A 19,602-nucleotide genomic window follows, 5' to 3' on the forward strand; every position below is an offset into this window, starting at 1 on the left:
GGTCATGGGGTGACCTCTGGGCGGACTCGACACAACTACACCGGCACCTCGGTCGCCGAACGACAGGTCGAGCGCCGGGCGCTGTTCATCGACGCGGGACTGACCGTGTTCGCGCAGAAGTCGTACGCCAACAGTTCGCTGACCGATGTGTGCGCGGCGGCGGGGCTGTCGCGTCGGCAGTTCTACGAACAGTTCGCCGGGCGCGAGGAACTGCTCGTCGCGGTGTACGACTCCGTGCAGGACAAGGCAGGGGCGGCGGTGGCCGCCGCCCTGGCAACGGCGGAATCCGACGAGCTGCGCACGTTGATCGACGCGGCCGTGCGGGCGTACACGACGGCGATCACCGATGACATCCGGTGCGCCAAAGTCGCTTTCGTCGACATCGTCGGAGTGAGCCCCGAGATCGAGGCGTATCGGGCGCAGGTCAGGGACCGGTGGGGCGAGGTGGTCACCGCGATCGCGGCCGGGCGCGACGGGGTGCGGATGCCGCCCGGCGGTTGGCGGGTACCGATGGCGGCGTTCATCGGGGCAGTGAACGGCGCCGTGCACCAGTGGAGCCTCGACGATCCGCGACCACCCGTCGACGAACTGGTCGACGTGTTCTCCACCATCCTGAACAGTCTGATCTCAGCGACGCCCCCCGGCGCGTGATTGCGATCTGCGCCACACCCATGTCATAGTTGCCGCTATTGAGACGAAGGAGTCTCAATTCATGTGAGGACTGTGCGCGATGAGATCTCCCTTCGTTCAGCGATGGCTTGCCCTTGCCACCGGTTTGCTCGCGGCGGCAACGGTGGTGACCGCCGGGCCGGTCGCGGCCGAGCCGCCGGCGACGCCCCCGCCGGTGATTCCACTACCGCCCGAATGGGATCCGGGCTTCTACCTCCCGCCCGCGGACGTGGTGGCGGCGACCGAGCCGGGTGCGATCATCGCGGTCCGGCAGGTGCGGATCGCCGATTTCGGCCTGCTGCCGATCGATGTCGACGCATGGCAGGTGTCGTATCGCTCCAACAACAGCCGTGACGAGGCGATCCCCGCGGTCGCCACCCTGATCAAGCCGCGCGGGCAGGCACCGGCACCGCGCAAGCTGCTGTCGGTGCAGCTGGCCGAGGACTCGACCGCGGGCTACTGCGCGCCGTCCTATGCGCTGCAACATCTTTCGGTGGCCGCGGTGGCGGGCCAGATCGTGGTGCCCGCCGAGTTCCTGTTCGCGCAGGCAGCGCTGTCACAGGGCTGGGCCGTGGTCGTTCCGGACCATCAGGGCCCGGACTCGGCCTACGCGGCCGGACCGCTGGCGGGCCGGATCACCCTCGACGGCATCCGCGCCGCGACCAACTTCGCCCCGCTCGAGGCCGGGCCGACCGCACCGGTGGGGCTCTACGGCTACTCCGGCGGTTCCATCGCGACCGGCCACGCCGCCGAACTACACAGCAGCTACGCGCCCGAACTGAACATGGTGGGCGCGGCCGAAGGCGGGGTCGGGGCCGATCTCGGCGCTGCCTTGAGCATGGCGAACAATCAGCTGACCTCGGGTCTGGTGTTCGCCGCCGTTCTCGGCCTCACCCGCGAATACCCCGATTTCGCCGCCTACCTCGATCAGCGACTCGACCCGCTCGGCAAGGCCCTGTTCGCGATCAAATCGCCGCTGTGCGTGCAGTATCAGTCGGCACTGCTGCCGTTCCTGAATCTGACCGGCATGATCGGCTCCGACGGGAATCCCCTCGATGATCCGCCGGTCGCGGCGATGCTCGACGACACCCGCATGGGCAAGTCCGTCCCCGACATGCCGCTGTTCGTGTGGCATTCCGCGTGGGACGAGATCCTGCCCCTGGCCGCCACCGACACCTTGGTCGACACCTACTGCCGCGATCCGAACACGTCGCTGACCTACACCCGCGACCATGCCAGCGAACACATCGTCGCGGAAGTGGTCGGCGGTCCGGCCGCGCTGATCTGGCTGCGCGACCGCCTCGAGGGCGTCCCGGCCCCCGCCGGCTGCACCACCTCCGACGCGGGCACCATGGCCGCGACCCCGGGCGCACTGAACTTCCTCGGCGACTCGCTCGCCGCGAAGTTCGCGTCGCTGTTCGGCATGCCGCTCGGGAGCCGCTGACTCGATGAATCGGCGAATTCGGCGATACACATTGACGTTCGATGTTGATTTGTATCATACTCGCCGAGTTCGTCGATCATGAGCAGGAGGAGCCCCGTTGACCGACAACGCCCGGGCCGCGCTGGAGATTCTTCGCGATGCGAGCCAGTTCAAGTGGTATGTCATTCCGCTATTACTGTTGGTCATCTACATCTACGCGGTCGAAGTCGAGCGGCGTAATTGGAATGTGCTCTTCGCCGGGCTCGCGCTGTGGGGCATGGACTGGTTCAACGAGATCTGGAACTCACTGGTCTTCCACTTCACCGAGCGGGCACCGGTCTGGGCGGCGAGCGGACCGACGGCGTACCAGATCCTGATCGGGCTGAACATCGAGATCTGCTTCATGTTCGCGATCATGGGGATCGCGGCCGCGAAGATGTTGCCGCCCAAGGAAACCCGGATCTTCGGGCTGCCGAACCGGCCGGTGCTGATCGCGGTCAACTCGGTCGCGGCGGTGGGCGTCGAGGTACTGCTGAACAAGGCCGGAGTACTGACCTGGGACTGGTCGTGGTGGCAGCCGAGCTTCCCGTTCCTGATCTGGATCATCGGGTACGTGCCGTTCTTCGCGGCCTGCTTCTTCGTGCACGATCTACCGAGCGTGCGAAGCAAGGCGCTGGTGGTCGGCACGATCTTCGGGATCGACGCGATCGCCCTGATCGGTTTCGGCGCGGCGGGATGGCTGTGAGGCGCGGGCACGCCCTCCGGCGTACAGCGCTGATCGCGGCGGCCGGGCTGGTATTCGCCGGGGTGACAACACAATCGGTGGCCCTCGCCGATCCGGGGTGTCTGCCGGTGGGTACCGTCGGCACCCCGGAGGTGAGCGTCGACGAATCCGATGCCGGACTGGCGGCTTTCGCCCCGGCAACGGTCGCGCTGCCCGAGCAGGTGTATTTCCGCACTACCACCGAGTCGTTCAACCGGCGCTGGACTTTCGCCACCCGCGACGGTCAGGTGTACGTGAAAGCGGCTGCCGCCCTCGGTGGTTGGCGCATGATCGCGCTACCGGGCTGCCTGGCGGGCACGATCGCCGGCGTCTCGGCCGACGACGACGAAGTGATGATGATCGACCGGGACGGCCGGTTCGTCACGATGGATCACGCGCTCAGCGCTCCCGCGGACTGGAACTGGAGCAGCCGCTACGGCACCCCGCTGTGGACCGGGCCCGGCAATAGGCTGCCGCCCGGCGCGCTGACCTGGTCGTGGTCGGTGTTGTCGCCCACCGAGGATCACGTGTGGACCGACACCGCGGGCAACGAACACCCCGTCGGCGGGGCGAAGGTGTCGCACGTCTTCGCGCTGACCCACGGCGGTCAGCGGATCCAGTACGTCGACCCGTGGCTGCCGGTGGACCACAGCTACGAGATGGGCACTCCGCTCGGTGGGCGGTTCCAGGCTGTCGCGTTGTCCACCAGCGCGTCGACCTCGCTGGTCGTCAACCGGTACGGCGACTTCTACACGCGCCTCTACGATTTCGACATCTCCGGCGCGGACAAGGTCTTCTTCCGCTACTCCTACGAGGACCAGCGCGACCTGCCCGAAGCGCCGGACATGCTGTCGGAGCGCATCGATCCTCGCTACGCCGCCATCCAGCTGCCCGCACCGGACTGGGTCGCACAGCCGAAGGTGCCCGGTGAGATCACCGACCGCATCTCCGTCCACCGGACCGGGCCCGGCTCGGCGGCACGAGAGCTGCGCGTCGAAGGACGCGACGGTGGCCGGACCGGTTTCTGGCGCAAGATGCTCACCGATGCGTCGTGGAGCTTCGTCGCCACCGATCAGCCACTTTCCGGTGCGGCACTGGAGAACTCGCCGGTTAACCGTGCTCGGGAGACGCTCGGCCCCGTGTCCCCGTACGACTACCAGGGCGTTACGGCCCAGGGGTGGACCGCGCTGATCCAGTCCTTCGATCCGGCCGTCTCCCCCACACCGCTGCGGATCGAATTCGGTGACGGCAGCGGGCTCGACGTCGTGCTGCACACCGTCGACGGCTTGCGGCAGACACCCCAGCAGCCCGGGATCACCGGCCGGCCACGGTTCTTCGACGGGACCATCGAGGTACCGCAGGACCTTCTCGCCTCGGCGGACGCGCAGCCGAGCGCCGTGCGTGACTTCCTGCGGAACACGCTGGGCGGCAAGCGGTTCACCGACACCTCGGTCGATGTCACCGACGCGCGGTTCCACCTGACCTTGTCGGACCTCACACTGAATCGACGCTGACCTGCGCGACGGAGGGTGGGCTCAGCTCACCTCCCGCTGACGGGGTTGGACGCGGTGCAGGAGGACCTGCTCGAGGAGTGCGACCAGGACATCGCGCACGGAGTCACGGTCGCGCGCATCGCAGTCCAGCACCGGGATCCAGTCGTCGAGGCCGAGCGCTTCGCGGACTTCGCCGAGATCGAAGCGGGTGGCGTCGGCGAAGCGGTTCACCACCACGACGAAGGGCGTGTGGTGTTCCTCGAAGTAGTCCAGGACGGGATAGCAGTCCTCGACACGGCCGGTGTCGACGACGATCACCGCGCCGAGGGCGCCGTCGACCAGGTCGTCCCAGAGGAACACGAATCGGTCCTGGCCGGGGGTGCCGAAGAGGTAGAGGATCAGCGACTGGTCGAGGGTGATCCGGCCGAAGTCCAAAGCCACTGTGGTCGCGGTCTTTTCGGCCCGGCGACCGGGGTCGTCGACACCGATGGAGACCTCGGTCATCGACGCTTCGGTGACCAGTGGCTCGATTTCGGAGATGGCGCCGATGAAGGTGGTCTTGCCGACGCCGAAGCCGCCGCTGACCACGATCTTCACCGAGGACGGCATGGCTGGTGCCTTAAAGTGCGCGGACAAGGTCGCGGATCCTCTCGATGGCGGCGGTCGACAGTTCCGGCGCGTCACGGACGGTCACATGCCCCGCCGCCGCCAGATCGCTGACGATCACCTTGGCAATGCCGATCGGAACCCGCAGGGCGGCACCGATTTCGGCGATGGAGTGCGGCGTCAGGCACAGCTGCACCACGGTGCGTTCTTCGAACCGCAGCGGCGCCGACAGCGCGGACGGCGGTGCCTGGACGAGGGTTTCGATGCGCAGGCCGTCCAGCACCGGGACGGTGCGGCCCGCGGTGACCACGAACGGGCGAACGAAGCGGTCGTCGACATCGTCGTGGTCGGTGGGGGTCACCGGCACCGACGGGACGGGACCACGCCACCCCGCCGGCTGGTTCATCGGGATCATGCGCGGGTCGGGCAGCCGCGGGAGATCGAAATCTCTCATCTGCGCAACGACTCTCGCAATTCGCTGATCAGCAGCGGGTCGAGCAGTGATCCGGCGCGTTCGGCGAGGATCGCCATCTCGTAGCCGACCAGGCCGACATCGCAGCCGCCGTCGGCGATCACGCCGAGGCAGCTGCCGTCGCCCAGCGCCGATACCAGCAGGAAGCCGCGCTTCATCTCGATCATGATCAGCTTGAGGCCGTCGAAATCGTAACTGCGCGAGGCACTCCGGGCGAGGCTGGACAGGCCCGACACCATCGCGGCGAGCCGGTCGGCGCCGGTGCGGTCGAGGCCGTCCGACATCGCGATCAGCAGCCCGTCGGAGGAGACGGCGACGGTGTCGCGCACGCCGTCGGTGTTGCGGACGAAGTTGCCGAGCAGCCAATTGAAAGTGTGTGGATCGGCGGTCGGTAGGTGGGTGGTCACCGGGTCTCCTGGGGTCTTGTCCGATCGGTCAGCGAGTGGGATCGAGTGGGGTGGAAGAGGGTTCGGTCTCGCCGCCGCGTTCGTGGCCGGTGCGGAACGAGGAGAGCATGCTGCGGGTCTGGTCGGGGGTCCGTTCGACGACCGGGGGCCGGTCCGGATCGCGGCGGGGTCGCTCGGGCGCACCGGTGATCTTGGCGCGCTTGCTGCGTTTGACCAGGCCGTTGCGAGTGCGTTCGACGGCCGGGGCGCCGATGGACTCCACGGCGGGCAGTTCACGCGGTACCGCCGAGCCGTTGTGTCCCCGGGCCGGCCCCTCCGAGCGTTCCGGGGCCACCACGCCGTAGTGGTCCTCAGCGGACGCGCCGTTGCGGACCGCGCCGTTGCGCGGGTGCCCGGAATCGGTGGAACTGCTGAGGAACTGCGCGTAGACGGAGCCGGTGGAGGGCGGGTTCGCCGAGACCGGCCCCTTGCCGTCGGCGCTGCTGCCCGGCCCCGATCCCGGATTCAGGCTGTGCCGCGACCGACCGTGGGTGTCGGTCGGCGACGCCGAGCCCCCGCGGAAGGCGTGGGACGGGTCGTCGGAGAACCCGACCGGTCGACCGCCGGACCGCTGCGCACCTGCCACGCCGGTCGGGATCGCGTGGTGTCCCGGCGTCGCCGAGCCGATCGTGGCCCCATTGCGTGCGGGGGCGACAGCGTGCCCCACCGCGATCGGCGCGCCGACGGAGGCGCCAGTGCGCTCCAGAGTTCCGGGGTCGACCGAATCCTGGCTTGCGGCGCCCTCTCGCGGATCCGCTGGCTGCCCGGCCTTTCCGTCGGCGAGCAGGGACGGCGGGAGGAGCAGGCGGGCCACGATGCCGCTGACCGGTGACGTGTTCAGTTCCACGTCGATGCCGAGGCGGCCTGCCAGCCGACCGACCACGTAGTGGCCCAGGTAGCGGGTGGAGGCGACGATGAAGTCCTGCTCGCCGCGCAGCCGGGCATTGGCTTCGGCGAGCTGCTCGGCGGGCATGCCGACGCCGTGATCGACGACGGCGAGCAGGTAGCCGCCCGCGACCTTGCGGCCGTACACCTCGACTTCGAGATCAGGCGGCGAGAAGGCCAGCCCGTTCTCGATGAGTTCGGCCAGGATGTGCGCCAGTTCGCTGACGACGGCGCCGGTCACCGCGATGTCGTCGATCCGGCGCAGCACCACCCGCCGGTAGTCGTCGACCTCGGACAGCCCGGCCCGGATCACGTCGGTGAGCGCGATCGGTTCGGCCCATCGGCGCGGACTCGCCTCGCCGACCAGCACCAGCAGGCTTTCGGCGTTGCGCCGCATGCGGGTGGCCAGGTGGTCGAGTTCGAACAGGTTCGACAGTGCCTTCGGGTCGAGTTCCTCGCGCTCGAACTCGCTGATCAATCCCAGCTGACGGCGCACCAGGTTCTGATTGCGGCGGGCCAGATTCGCCATCGATTCGGTGGTGTTGCGTCGCACCAGCGCCTGCTCGGAGGCGAGGTCGAACGCGGTGGTCTGGACACGATCCAACGCACCGGCGACAGCGGCGATCTCGACGCTCGCGCCGGAAGGTGTACGCACCGGGGCGGGCGGATCGGGGTGGGCGTCGGCGGCACTGTGCCAGGCCGCGATCACCTCGGGCAGTCGGGTGGAGGCGACGTCGTCGGCCTCGGTGGCCAGCCGGGCCAAGGGCCGGACGATGGCCCTGATGCTGGCGAAGACGAGCGCGAACTCGGCGGCGATCGCCAACAGCGCGGCCAGGGCGAAGGCGGCCAGCAACAGCGCGGCGTCGCGGCGCAGTTGCTCGGCCCGCGCGCCGACATCGTCGCCGATGACCTGCTGGACGGTCCGCTGCTCGTCGATGACCGCGGTCATCTGCGCCCACCACACGGCCGGGTCGACCTGCTGAACCAGCGGTCCCAGCGTCGAGGCGATCGCGATGTTCTCCGATTCGGTTGCCCGCGTGGCGTTCTGACTCGCCAGCACCGCGTCCAGACGTGCCTGTTGCGCGGGGGTCGCGTCGTGGCCGAAGGCGGTGAGCGCGGCATTGCGGGCGGCGCGGATGTCGAGGAACTGCACGTACTCCCCCGGCGCGAATTCCCCCGCGGCGAAAACGCCGTTGAGGAAACCACGTTCACGGGCCGCGAATTCCTTCGCGTCGCCGAGGGCGTAGAGCGCTTGCAGGCCGTGCCGGACGGCCGGGTCACGCGCCTGGTCGAGACCGAGTGAGAGGCGGTTCAGCGCGTCGATGCCGTCGGTGTAGAACTGGAACGCCGCCTGCCGGGTGACATTGCGATTGTCGACCTGGGAGCGGATCGCGGGCAGACCGGCCAGATGGCCCAGCGCCGAGCGCACCTCCCCCGCACCGGGCGGGTCGCCCACGACGGCGTTCACCAGGGCGTGCAGGGCGGCGTCGGTGCCCGCGCGCTGGTCGGTGACCGGTTGACGCAGGCGCTGATCACCGCCGAGCAGTCCGTTGCTCAGACCGCGCTCACGCTGCACCTGCTGCACGAGGTCCTGCGCGGCCAGCGCGACCGCCACGGCGTCCACGGTCTCCCCGCTGCGCCGGTAGGCGCTGACCTGTGTCGACATGGTCAGCGCGAGCAGCGCGAGCACCAGCACCAGCGACACCACCAGGATCCTGGCGAGCTGACCGGAGATGGTGCGCGGGCGGATCAGCCCGGCGCCGGCCCGCTGCCCTCGAGCGTCGCCGTCCGATCGGGTTCCGGTCGGGTTCGGCCGGGAACGTGCTCGCACACCTACTCCTTTGCAATGCCACCGCAACGTCGGTCACGGTGGCTCACGGAAAGTCAGGTGCAAACTTGCACTCCGCGCACTGCGCGGTCAATTCGGAACGGTGTAAAGCAGCATTTCGTGCACTGATCTAAACATGCCGGAAATCCAGCGGGCTTTGTGTAGCCGAATGCTCACAGCCGCACCGGCGGCGAGTTGGTCGGCCGGTTCACTGCCGGATACATACAGGTCACCAAAGAGCGTGACACACAACACATGTGGTGCGCGCGATCAGAAGCCGCAATTCGAATGCTCGACATCACTACCGGTTGTGACGATGTCACGCAAATCGAGAAGCGAAGTCGTATCGTTCAATTCCCGTGACCGAACGGTATTCGCGGAATTACTCGCCGCCGAGAATTCCCAGCACCTGATCCGAGTAGAAGAACGGCTCCAGACGTTCCCTGATCAGCCCCGCCAGCACACCGTTGCGCTTGGCCGACTCGATGACGGCCGGGCCGTAGCGCAGGATCTCGGCGCTGATGTCGTCGGCGTCGAGACCGAGTTCGGGCAGCATTGCCGAGAGCGTGTGGTCGCCGTACCTGGCGTAGAACACCTCGACGCACTCGCGCACGAGCAAGCCGAAGTACTCCTTCTCCCTGGTCGTCACCGCGATCTCGTAGCAGATCTGGACCAGCTCGTTGAGGTCCTTCTGCGTGAGGTATTCGCGCAGGCCCGCGACGGGTTCGTCGGCGTGCAGGTCCCAGAATTCCATCGCCGCCGAGTGCACGGGCGCGTCGCGCAGCATGTCGCGGATCGCGTTGTTGGTGCGCTTGAGCGCGAACAACGCGCCCTTGCCCGCGAGATCACCGACGAAGGTGCTATCGGCCGCGACCTTCTTGGCCCGGTTGGCAGCGGACTGCCCCAGCGACATCAGCGAGGAGACACCCGGAATCTTCTCGGCACGCTCGCGATTGGCCTGCATGAAATCGCCGATCAGCTTGTCGACGAAACGTGAGGCCACCGTGGCGACGAGCGGGCTCTCGGTGAGCCGGTCCAGGATTCGCTCCTGGGCCTGATGCATGCCGAAGATCTTCTCCAGCAGCGCTTCCACCGGTTCACGGTCGACCACGTCGCCGAGGGTGTATTCGGTGTTCGACGCGATGTGGTCGTAGATGGCGTCGGAGAAGATGCCGACGGTATCGGCGATCACGGGGCTGCCGCCGATGCGGTCGAACACGGTGGCCACCGTCTGCTCGCCCTGTTCCAGGGAGACCACGTCACCGAACCGGATCGTCTCGCCGACGGCCAGCACGGCGGCCACGTCGCGGGCGATCACCTCGGCGAACCGTTCACCGGTCACCTCGGCGAGCAGGAATTCCACCTGCGCGTCGAGCAGTCGGTCGGCGATCTGGCGCGCCTGCGTCATCTGTGTGTCCACCCATCACGGTCGTTGCTGGAGGGGAGGACGCGTGGCTACTTCTCGCCGGAATCGTTGCCCTGCACCGATTTCCGGATCTGATCCAGCCGCTCACGCGCGGCTTTCTCCCGCGCCTCCCATTGCTCGTCGACGCTACGACCCGCGGGAGTCTGCCGGTCGAGCTCGTCCATTCCCTGCGCGGTGCCGAAACGCTGCTCGACCTTATCCCGAACCGAGTCGAATGTCGGCACTCCGGAAGTGGAATATCCGCCGGTGGCGGTGGGTGCTCCGGTCACCGGTAGCCCGGACGGTACCGGCGGTACCGGGATCGCGCCTCCGACCTGCCCGGATGCGACGGGCACCACATCCGCGTCGATGACGTTCGTGTCCAGAGTCACAGGTGATCCGGTTTCGGCATGACCGACCTCGGCCTGTGCCAGTGCGGCGGCGACCACGCCGAGTCCGGGGCGTCCGGCGACCGCGGCGCGCAGCACCGACACCAGCTCGTCGTCGGGCAGCGCAGCCAGGCGGCCGAGGAGTTCGCTCGTTTCGCTCATACCGCCAGGCTACGCAGAATCAGCGACCCTCGACGGCGACCGGGCTGCGGCGTTATCGAGCCGCCCAGTCGGCGATGATCTTCGGCCACTGGGCGCCGAGGGTGTCGATCACATCGTTGTGACCCGCGCCGGGGACCACGATCAGCTGTTTCGGTTCCCGCGCCGCCGCGTACAGGCGTTCGGCGTGGCGCAGCGGGAGGAGTTCGTCGCGGTCGCCGTGCATCATCAGGACCGGGACACGCAGATTCGCGATGTGCCGCAGGCTCGGATACGCGTTCGGGATCAGCGGCGCGGGCAGGAACGGGTAGACCGACCGGGCGGCGGCGCGCATGCCGCTGAACGTCGACATGAGGATCATGCCCGCGGGCGGATATTCGCCCGCCAGTTCGAGCAATACCCCGCCGCCGAGGGATTTACCCAGGTAGTAGACCCGATCGGGATCGACTTCGGGTTGATCGAGCAGCGCCTGGCGGGCGGCTCTGGCGTCGAGGTAGGTGCCCTGTTCACTCGGGGTGCCCGTGCTGTGGCCGAAGCCGCGGTAGTCGAAGGCGAGCACGTCGAAGCCGGCTTCGACCAGCAGCGCGATGATCGAGACGCGGTCGCCGATGGTGCCCGCGTTGCCGTGCGCGTAGAGGATGTGACCGAGCGGGCGCTCGGCACGCACGAACCAGCCGTGCACGTCGATGCGGTCGGCGGTACGCATGGTCAGATCGCGGTAGTCCAGGCCCCGCGCCGCCGGGGTCTGGGCGAGGTGCTTGTCGGGGTGGTAGACCAGCGCGTTGAGCACGCGCGTCGCGGGATGCCGGATCACTTGCCGCGCCCCGCCTGGAAGCCGAAGTCCCAGTTGTACAGGCGGGCGATCTCCACGACGCCGCCGCCCGGTTGACCGGCGGGCGGACGGACGAAGCTGCCCTCGCGGCGCACCACGAACTCGCCGTCGACGTTCTCCAGCACGAACAGCACCGCGTCGCGGGAGTTGTCGGTGCAGCCGTCGAGCGTCATCTCGATGGGCGCGGAATTCACCGTGTTCAGGGTGACGGTGGCGTGCACATTGCGGAAATCGCCGGCGCCGTCGTAGATCGAGGCGAACACGAGGATGCGGCGGATGAACTGGGTGCAGTCGAGATTGACCGACAGGTTCTCGCCGGTGATGCTGGCGCCGGTGCGGTCGTCCTGATCGAGGTGGATGAACGGCGGTTCGTACAGAGCGCCGAAGCGGCGGTCGAGGGCTCGCACGGAACCGATCGCGCCGTTGACCAATTCGAAGAAGCAGCACAGGTCGAGGTCGATGTTCTTGCCGCGGAGTTTCCCGAAGAGGCGGCCGGTGGCGGCCATCGAGGTCCAATTGAGGTTCACGCGCATGACGCCGCCGGTGGCGCCGTGTTTCGCCAGGGAGACCGACGGTGCCTCCTTGGTGAGCGACACCTTGGCGAGGGTGACCGGAGGTGGTGGTGGCGGGGTGAACTGGGAGTTCTGCTGGGGTGGGATGCCGGGCTGGTTCGGCGGCGGCGCGTACTGCGGCTGCTGCTGATTCGGCGGGAACGCGGGGGTCGGCGGGCTGGGCGGCGGGGTGTGGGGCCGATTCGGCTGCGGTGCGGGGATGAAGGGCTGTGTCGGCGGGGCGTACGACTGTTGCGGAGTCGGCGGGCCCGAGGCGAACGGCCGCGGAGGCGCGGGCGGTGCCACGGGCGGCGCGGGGGCGTCGTCGACGGAGATGCCGAAATCGGTAGCGAGCCCGGCCAATCCGCTGTCGTACCCCTGGCCGACCGCACGGAACTTCCACGCACCCTGGCGGCGGTACAGCTCGCCGAGCACGAACGCGGTTTCCGTGGTCGCCCCGCTGCTGTCGAAACGCGCGACCTCGGCGCCGTTCGCGGTGTCGATCACCCGGATATAGAGCCCGTGGAACTGCCCGAAGGTCCCCCCGTCGGCGGACGCGGCGAGCACGATCGTCTCGATCTGCGGCTCGACCTGTCCGAGATTCACCGAGAGCGCGTCGACAACGGTGTGCCCCTGCTGTTTTCCTTCGTGCCGTACCGCCCCCGAGGGATGCACGGCCTGGTTGTAGAACACGAAGTCGTGATCGGAGCGCACCTTCGCCCCGGCGAGCAACAGCGCGGACGCGTCGGCATCGGGCACACCCTGCCCCGACTGCCAACCCAATTCGACGCGGACCGCGGAGGCAGGCACCGCGACATTGGCACCTTTCATCATCGACACACCATCCAACCTATCCCGCCCCCACTCCGAGCCCAACAGCACGGCGGCCGCACCCGTGTCGCAGAGTCGGCGGTTCGGGTTCGGCAGGCGCGAACTCGTGTGAGGGACAACCGCTCACGACGAAGGCCGCCCGGCGGAACCGGGCGGCCTTCGGGTGTCGGATGAGGATCAGCCGCGCAGTTCGGCGCCGACCGCGGTGGTGGCCGAGGCGACGGCGGCGGCGCGGGCGGCGCTGGCCTCGTCTTCGGTGAGGGTGCGGTCGGGGGCCCGGAAGCGCAGGGCGTAGGTGAGGGATTTACGGCCCTCGCCTGCTTGGGCGCCTTCGTAGACGTCGAACAGGGCGATGCTCTCGAGCAGGTCGCCGCCGCCGGTGCGGAGCGCGGTTTCCACCTGCGCGGCCGGGACGGTCTTCTCGACGCTGATCGATACGTCCTGCAGGACTGCCGGGAACGCCGAGATCGTCGGCGCGGGTAGGGATTCGCTCAGCGGCAGGGCGTCGAGGTCCACCTCCAGCGCGCAGGTGCGCGGCGGCAGACCGGCGCGCTCCAGGACAGCGGGGTGGAGTTCGCCAGCGTGACCGACGACCACGCCGTCGACGAGCAGTTCCGCGCAGCGACCGGGGTGCCACGGGAGGTAGGCCGCGGCCCGTCGTTCGATGACCACACCCGCCGCGTCGGCGATGTCGTCGACCAGTGCGAAGGCGTCGGCGGCCTCGGCCGGACGGCCGGGGCCCCACGGCCCGCGCGGGTCGTGCTTACCGCTGAGCACCGCGGCGACGTGCACCGGCTGGGCGGGCAGCGACGCTTTGAGCTCGGCGATCTGTTCGTCGGTGGGACGACGGTCCACCGGCAGCGCCTCGACCGAGTGGGTCTGCGCTCCGGGCTGCACCACCTGGGCGACGCCGTAGATGGTCAGGTCGCGCGCACCGCGAGAGATGTTGCGGGCGGCCACTTCCAGCAGACCCGGCAGCAACGTGGTCGCCAGTTCGGGGCGGTCGCTGTCCAGCGGGTTCAGGACGCGGGTGGTGTTGCGGCGCGGATCATCGGCGTCGAGCCCCCACACCTCGAACACGCCGCCGGGCAAGAACGCAGGAGGCGGTACCTCGACGGCACCGGCGAAGGCCAGCGCCCGGCTCACCGCACGACGACGCCGCTGCTGCGCGGTCAGACCGCGACCGCCGGGCGCGGTCGGCAGCACGGACGGGATCTGTTCGAGGCCCTCCAGCCGCAGGACCTCTTCGACCAGGTCAGCGGGCTGTGAGAGATCGGGGCGCCAGCTCGGCGGGGTCACCAGCAACTGGGTCTTGCCCGCGTCGTTGACCTCGATCTCGACGCCCGCGCCGATCTGGGCCAGCCTGCGCACGGAGGTGCCCGCCGGGTAGGTGACGCCGGCGACGCGGTCGGGCAGGTCGATGTCCATCGCGATCGGCGCGACCGGCTCCAGGGGCACCCGGATGTCGGTGAGCGCGGATTCGATGGTGCCGCCGGTGATGTCGGCGAGCAGGGTGGCGGCGCGGTCGAGCGCGGCGATGTTGATCTCGGGATCGACGACCCGTTCGTAGCGCTTGCCCGCCTCCGAAGAGAGCTTGTGGCGGCGCGAGGTGCGGTACACCCGCAGCGGGTTCCAGACGGCGGCTTCCAGGACCACATCGGTGGTCTCGGGCCCGACCTCGGTGCTCGCACCACCCATGACACCGGCGAGGGAGATCACGCCGGAATCATCGGCGATCACCACGTCCTCGGCGTCGAGGGTGCGCTCGGTGTCGTCGAGGGTGCGCAGGGTCTCCCCCTTGTGCGCCGAGCGAACGACCAAGCCGCCGTGCAGCTTTGCCGCATCGAAGGCGTGCAGCGGCTGACCGAGCTCGAGCATCACGTAGTTGGTGACGTCGACGGCCGGGGAGATCGGGCGCATGCCCGACAGCATCAGCCTGCGCTGCAACCACAGCGGGCTCACCGCGTTCGGGTCGATCCCGGTGACGCGGCGCGCACCGAAGCGGGTGCAGTCCGAATCGTCGTCCAAGCGCACCGCCCAGGCGAGCGCCTCGGCCTCGGGCAGCGTGCGCACAGCGGGGTCGGCGTATTCGAGGTCGAACCCGCACGCCAGCTCGCGGGCCAGGCCGCGCACCGAGAAGCAGTAGCCGCGATCGGGGGTGATATTGAGTTCGATGATCGTGTCATCGGTGCCGAGCAGCACGTTCGCGTCGTCGCCGGGCTGCGCGGAGCCGGGCTCGAGCACCAGGATGCCGTCGTGATCCTTGCCGATGCCGAGTTCGGCGACCGAGCAGATCATGCCGTTGGAGGTGTGCCCGTAGGTCTTGCGCGAGGAGATCTTGAACCCGCCGGGCAGCTCACCACCGGGCAGCACGACCACGACGAGGTCGCCGACCGCGAAATTGCGTGCGCCACAGACGATTTCCTGCAACTCGGGGTTGCCGACATCGACCTTGCAGAAGCGGATCGGCTTCTTGAACTCGGTCAGTTCGGTGATCTCGGCGACGCGACCGACGACCAGCGGCTTGTCGATGTCACCGCCGATCGGCTCGAGCTTGTCGACCTCTTCGACTTCCAGACCCACCCGGACGAAGCCCGCGTCGAGCTCTTCCGCCGACACCGACCACTCGGGGGTGGTGCGCTGCAGGATCTCGGTCAGCCAGGACTGTGCTACTCGCACTTGACGTTTCGCTCTCTCTAAGACCGGATACCGAAGGGCAGGGTGAACCGCACGTCACCCTCGACGATGTCGCGCATGTCGGCGATGGTGGTCTGGAACTGCAGGGTGCGCTCCATGCCCATGCCGAACGCGAACCCGGAATACACCTCGGGATCGATGCCGCTGGCGATCAGGACCTTCGGGTTGACCATGCCGCAGCCGCCCCACTCGATCCAGCCCGCGCCGCCCTTCTTGTTCGGGAACCACACGTCGACCTCGGCCGACGGCTCGGTGAAGGGGAAGTAGTTCGGACGCATGCGCGTACGGGTCTCGGGGCCGAACATGGCCTGCGCGAACGCGTCGAGGACACCGCGCAGGTGCGCCATGGTCAGGCCCTTGTCGATCGCCAGACCCTCCACCTGGGAGAACACCGGGGTGTGGGTGGCGTCGAGCTCGTCGGTGCGGAAGGTGCGACCGGGGCACGCGACATAGATCGGCACCTCGCGCTCGAGCATGGACCGCACCTGTACCGGGGAGGTGTGCGTGCGCAGCACCTGGCGCGAACCCTCCGGGGCGATGTGGAAGGTGTCCTGCATGGTGCGCGCCGGGTGATCGGGCAGGAAGTTCAGCGCGTCGAAGTTGAAGTGCTCGGTCTCCACCTCGGGACCCTCGGCGACCTCCCAGCCCATCCCGACGAAGAAGTCGGCGATCTGCTCGGAGATGACGGTGATCGGGTGCCGGGCGCCCACGGGCCGACGACGGGCGGGCAGCGTGACGTCGATCTTCTCGGAGATGAGCACCGCCTGATCGCGCTCCGCCAAGAGCGCGGCACGGCGCGCCTCGAACGCGTCCGACACCCGCTTACGCGCGACGTTGACCCGCTTACCGGCCTCGGCCTTCTCCTCCTTGGGCACACTGCCCAGCCCACGCTGCGCGAGCGCGATCGGCGACTTACCGCCGATGAAGTCGGTCTTGGCGACCGCCAGCGCGTCCAGATCAGCCGCCGCGGCAAACGCCTTCTCGGCCTCCGCCGCCGCTGCCGCGAGTGCCTCCTCGGTCAAAGAGGCGTTTTGCTCGACTCCACTGTTGTCGTCGGCCACGATCTTCTCGACTCTCCCCTGGGGATCGGTTCGCGGGCGCGTCATTGCCATCCCGCATCGGTGCTGCGTAAATCCTATGGGATGGGGTTGACGCGATTCATCCGGATTACTCGCGGCGCGATCAGTGCAGGTCGGCGGGGTCTCGATGGGGACTGACCGGTCCAGGTCAGGACGAAGATCTGCGCAGTTTCGTCAGTGTTGCCCCTGACCACCCGCCGCATCTCGGGGCCGTCGGAAATCGGCGGGAGATCGAGGGAACCGAATGGGGTCGGGGCGCGTCCAAATGAGCAAACACACCAGCGTGTTCGACTCGAGAACAGGACGACTCGATGGCTGAACAGACCGGCGATCCGACGTCTCCGCGGGGGCGGCGTGCTCGACTCACCGCTCCGGGGAGCGGGCTTGCGTTGTGTGGCTTCGGGATTCGGCCGGTGGGTCGGCGTCCGTTCCCCCACGCGGCGGGGTGGTGCGCGCACCGGCCCGAACAGCAGGCGACTCCCGAGCAGGGCCAGCACCCGGACAGTGTCGGATGACGGGGCCCAACGGCCGTCGGGTCACGTCGGCCGGCGCACTGTCCTACGTTCGATTCCAGGCTGCCCTACCCAATCGACACGGTCGACATCCGGGTGTGTTCGGCCTGGTGAACGGGTTGTGGGCCGCGGGCCATCTGAGTGCCGGGGAGGTGCGGTTTCGCCGGGACGGCAACGACTGGTTCAGCGAGAATCTGACGAATCCGAGTGACGTCGACCCGGGTGTGTACGACCGCGCACGGCATCCGGGTGCCGCCTCGTGGTTCAAGGTGAGCGCGGTGTCGATGATCGAGCGGGTCGAGGGATACCTCGCGATCCTCGACGCGCACGGCGTCGGATGGGAGCGGTTGGACTCCGCCGCACCGGGCACCATCATCTACGACGATGCCGAGCAGGTGGTTGTCGTGCCGTTCGGCGACAACCACCTGCTCAGGGAACCGATCAGCGGCTATTCCGCGGGCTGAGTGTGCCGGGGCAGGAACGCTGCCACCACCGCGGCGCAGGCGACCAGGGCGGCGCCGACCCAGACCGCGGGGACGAGGCCGTCCACATAGGCCTGCGGGTCGGTGTAGGAGCCGTAGGACGCGAAGACCGAGGCCAGAACGGCGATGCCCATGGCGACGCCCACTTCGCGAACGGTGCTGCTGATGCCCGATGCCATGCCCTGGTCGGCGGGGGAAGCGCTGGCCATCACGATGGTGGACGAGGGCGCGAAGGTGAGGCCCATGCCGATGCCGCCGAGGACGAACGGGGCGACGAAGGCGAGATAGGGGACGTCGGCGGTGGTGATCATCGCCATCCAGCCGAGGGAGACGGCCAGGCAGAGCTGGCCGATCGCGATGAGCGTGCGGGCGCCGACGCGGTCGACGATCAGGCCGGCCAGCGGTGCGACGACCATCGGGACCATCGTCCACGGCATCGTGCGGATACCCGATTCCAGCGGTGAGTAGCCCTGGACCACCTGGAAGAACTGGGCGAGCAGGAAGATCGAGCCGAACACACCGGACGAGAAACCGAAGGACACGACGAAGCTGAGGCTCAGGCCGCGGGATTCGAACATGCGCAACGGGAGCATCGGATCGGTGGCATAGGTCTCCCAGACGACGAACGCGACGAGCAGCGCGGCGCCGCCGATCAGCGCGGTGAGGACCTGCGGTGCGGTCCAGCCGTCGTCGGCGCCGTGGATGACACCCCAGACCAGCGCCAGCACGCCGCCAGCCGAGAGCAGCACGCCCAAGTAGTCGAGTTTCCTCGCGGCGCCCCGTGATTCGGACAGCATGCGGGCGGCGAAGGGCAGCGCCAACAGCCCGATCGGGACGTTGAGCCAGAAGATCCACTGCCAGTTCAGGCCGTCGACCACCGCACCGCCCACGACCGGCCCGACCGCGACGCCAAGGCCCGCGATGCCGCCCCAGATGCCGATCGCGGCGCTGCGCATCTTCGTGGGCACCGCGGCGGCCAGCAGGGTCAGCGACAGCGGCATGACGGCCGCACCACCGACGCCCTGCACCGCACGGGCGGCGATGAGCATCCACGGCTCGGTGGCCAGCGCGCACGCCGCGGAAGCGACGACGAAGATGCCGATTCCGGCCAGGAAGACGCGGCGACGGCCGATCCGGTCACCCAGGGCCGACGCCGACAGCAGCAGCGCGGCGAAGGACAGCGTGTAGGCGTTGATGAACCACTGCAGGTCCGTCAGTGACGCTCCCAGTTCGGTTTTGATCACCGGGAGGGCGTTCGTCACGACGAGGTTGTCCAACGTGACCATGAACATCGGAATGCCGACGGCGGCGATCACCGCGCCGAGCGGCTTGTTCTTCGCCCCGGAGTTCGGTGGCGTCACAGCGGCTCGCGCGTCGCCGGATTCGAGTGTCTGCGTCATGCCCAGCCCTTAGTTGTTATTGACTGATAACTTCTCCACTCATCGTTATGCATCGACTGATAACATGTCAAGAGGCATTCGAACGAGGAGGCAGCGACGCCCATGACGAGAACCCGGATGACCGCGTCCGAGCGCAGCGCCCAGGTGCTCGAAGCCGCGATCTATGCCTTCGCCGAAACCGGCTATGCCGCAACGAAAACCGATGAGATCGCCAGACTGGCGGGAGTGTCGCAGCCCTATGTGATCCGCCTGTTCGGAACCAAGCAGCAGCTGTTCATCGCCTGCCTGCTGGAGGTGTGCACGCGCATCGAGCAGGTGTTCCGCGACGCCGAGATCGCCCCCGACGCCGACACCGGGGAGGCATTGCGCACCCTCGGGCACGGCTTCGACGTCTTCCTGGCCGAACGTGAACTCCCCCTCGTGCTGCTGCACGGCGCCGCCGCCAGCGCGGATCCCGCGATCGGCGACCACATGCGGGAGCGATTCGGGCGCATCTATCGCCTGATCGGCGAACTCACCGGCGCCGACACACTGGAATCGCGCCGCTTCGTCGCCACCGGCATGCTGCTCACCATCATGACCGCGATGCAGGTCGCGGGCAGCGATGCGATCGCACTCCCCTGGGCCACCGAAATCCTCACCGACCTGCGCAGTGCCACCACGCCCTCGTGCTGAGGCCG

General features: G+C 68.4%; 17 protein-coding genes. 6 read left to right on the forward strand and 11 right to left on the reverse strand.

Annotation, left to right across the window (positions count from 1 at the left end):
• The first annotated feature begins 9 nt into the window (after positions 1-9).
• From ACFVJ5_RS32615 to ACFVJ5_RS32630, 4 genes are all read left to right on the forward strand, one after another.
• Entirely contained in the window at positions 10-651 is a 642-nt protein-coding gene (locus ACFVJ5_RS32615; RefSeq protein ID WP_379226146.1) for a TetR/AcrR family transcriptional regulator, read from the forward strand.
• 79 nt (positions 652-730) lie between these two features.
• Positions 731-2,113, forward strand: a complete 1,383-nt coding sequence (locus ACFVJ5_RS32620) for a lipase family protein (RefSeq protein ID WP_379226148.1) — start codon at positions 731-733, stop codon at positions 2,111-2,113.
• A gap of 97 nt (positions 2,114-2,210) precedes the next feature.
• Positions 2,211-2,837: a hypothetical protein gene (locus ACFVJ5_RS32625; protein ID WP_379226150.1), complete on the forward strand. Its 627-nt coding sequence runs from the start codon at positions 2,211-2,213 to the stop codon at positions 2,835-2,837.
• Positions 2,828-4,369, forward strand: a complete 1,542-nt coding sequence (locus ACFVJ5_RS32630; RefSeq protein WP_379226152.1) for a hypothetical protein — start codon at positions 2,828-2,830, stop codon at positions 4,367-4,369. Before ACFVJ5_RS32625 ends, ACFVJ5_RS32630 begins: the two co-directional genes overlap by 10 nt.
• A 21-nt stretch (positions 4,370-4,390) precedes the next feature.
• Here ACFVJ5_RS32630 and ACFVJ5_RS32635 read toward each other — a convergent pair whose 3' ends face one another.
• From ACFVJ5_RS32635 to pheS, 10 genes are all read right to left on the reverse strand, one after another.
• Positions 4,391-4,936: an ATP/GTP-binding protein gene (locus tag ACFVJ5_RS32635; protein ID WP_379226398.1), complete on the reverse strand. Its 546-nt coding sequence runs from the start codon at positions 4,934-4,936 to the stop codon at positions 4,391-4,393.
• Positions 4,937-4,967: 31 nt separating this feature from the next.
• Entirely contained in the window at positions 4,968-5,408 is a 441-nt protein-coding gene (locus ACFVJ5_RS32640; protein WP_379226154.1) for a DUF742 domain-containing protein, read from the reverse strand.
• Positions 5,405-5,833, reverse strand: a complete 429-nt coding sequence (locus ACFVJ5_RS32645) for a roadblock/LC7 domain-containing protein (protein WP_378637023.1) — start codon at positions 5,831-5,833, stop codon at positions 5,405-5,407. The genes ACFVJ5_RS32640 and ACFVJ5_RS32645 overlap by 4 nt, the downstream gene beginning before the upstream one ends.
• A gap of 28 nt (positions 5,834-5,861) precedes the next feature.
• Positions 5,862-8,588 carry a nitrate- and nitrite sensing domain-containing protein gene (locus ACFVJ5_RS32650; protein WP_379226156.1) on the reverse strand — a complete coding sequence of 909 codons (2,727 nt, stop codon included), beginning with the start codon at positions 8,586-8,588 and terminating at the stop codon, positions 5,862-5,864.
• Between the two features lie 379 nt (positions 8,589-8,967).
• A complete protein-coding gene (locus tag ACFVJ5_RS32655; RefSeq protein WP_379226158.1) occupies positions 8,968-9,993 on the reverse strand; it encodes a hypothetical protein in 1,026 nt (341 codons plus the stop codon).
• 47 nt (positions 9,994-10,040) lie between these two features.
• Positions 10,041-10,541 (reverse strand): hypothetical protein, encoded by a 501-nt coding sequence (locus ACFVJ5_RS32660; RefSeq protein ID WP_379226160.1) that lies wholly within the window; start codon positions 10,539-10,541, stop codon positions 10,041-10,043.
• Between the two features lie 52 nt (positions 10,542-10,593).
• Positions 10,594-11,352 (reverse strand): alpha/beta hydrolase, encoded by a 759-nt coding sequence (locus ACFVJ5_RS32665; protein WP_379226162.1) that lies wholly within the window; start codon positions 11,350-11,352, stop codon positions 10,594-10,596.
• Entirely contained in the window at positions 11,349-12,755 is a 1,407-nt protein-coding gene (locus ACFVJ5_RS32670; RefSeq protein WP_379226164.1) for a TerD family protein, read from the reverse strand. Before ACFVJ5_RS32670 ends, ACFVJ5_RS32665 begins: the two co-directional genes overlap by 4 nt.
• Before the next feature lie 174 nt (positions 12,756-12,929).
• On the reverse strand, positions 12,930-15,431 hold the full coding sequence (gene pheT / locus ACFVJ5_RS32675; RefSeq protein ID WP_379226166.1) for a phenylalanine--tRNA ligase subunit beta: 2,502 nt from the start codon (positions 15,429-15,431) through the stop codon (positions 12,930-12,932).
• 17 nt (positions 15,432-15,448) lie between these two features.
• A complete protein-coding gene (pheS, locus tag ACFVJ5_RS32680; protein WP_067457595.1) occupies positions 15,449-16,510 on the reverse strand; it encodes a phenylalanine--tRNA ligase subunit alpha in 1,062 nt (353 codons plus the stop codon).
• Between the two features lie 529 nt (positions 16,511-17,039).
• On the opposite strand from pheS, the gene ACFVJ5_RS32685 reads away from it, so the two are divergent.
• Positions 17,040-17,504, forward strand: a complete 465-nt coding sequence (locus tag ACFVJ5_RS32685; RefSeq protein WP_379226168.1) for a hypothetical protein — start codon at positions 17,040-17,042, stop codon at positions 17,502-17,504.
• On the opposite strand, the gene ACFVJ5_RS32690 is transcribed toward ACFVJ5_RS32685, so the two are convergent.
• Positions 17,489-18,922, reverse strand: coding sequence for a DHA2 family efflux MFS transporter permease subunit (locus tag ACFVJ5_RS32690; protein ID WP_379226169.1), 1,434 nt, complete (start codon positions 18,920-18,922; stop codon positions 17,489-17,491). The genes ACFVJ5_RS32685 and ACFVJ5_RS32690 overlap by 16 nt on opposite strands.
• A gap of 102 nt (positions 18,923-19,024) precedes the next feature.
• Here ACFVJ5_RS32690 and ACFVJ5_RS32695 point away from each other — a divergent pair, with 102 nt between their 5' ends.
• The gene (locus ACFVJ5_RS32695) at positions 19,025-19,597 is read left to right on the forward strand and encodes a TetR/AcrR family transcriptional regulator (RefSeq protein ID WP_379226170.1); all 573 of its coding nucleotides are present in this window, start codon (positions 19,025-19,027) and stop codon (positions 19,595-19,597) included.
• Positions 19,598-19,602 lie beyond the last annotated feature (5 nt).

Origin of the sequence: Nocardia sp. NPDC127606, assembly GCF_042671725.1 — a bacterium.
Classification (GTDB): Bacteria; Actinomycetota; Actinomycetes; order Mycobacteriales; family Mycobacteriaceae; genus Nocardia.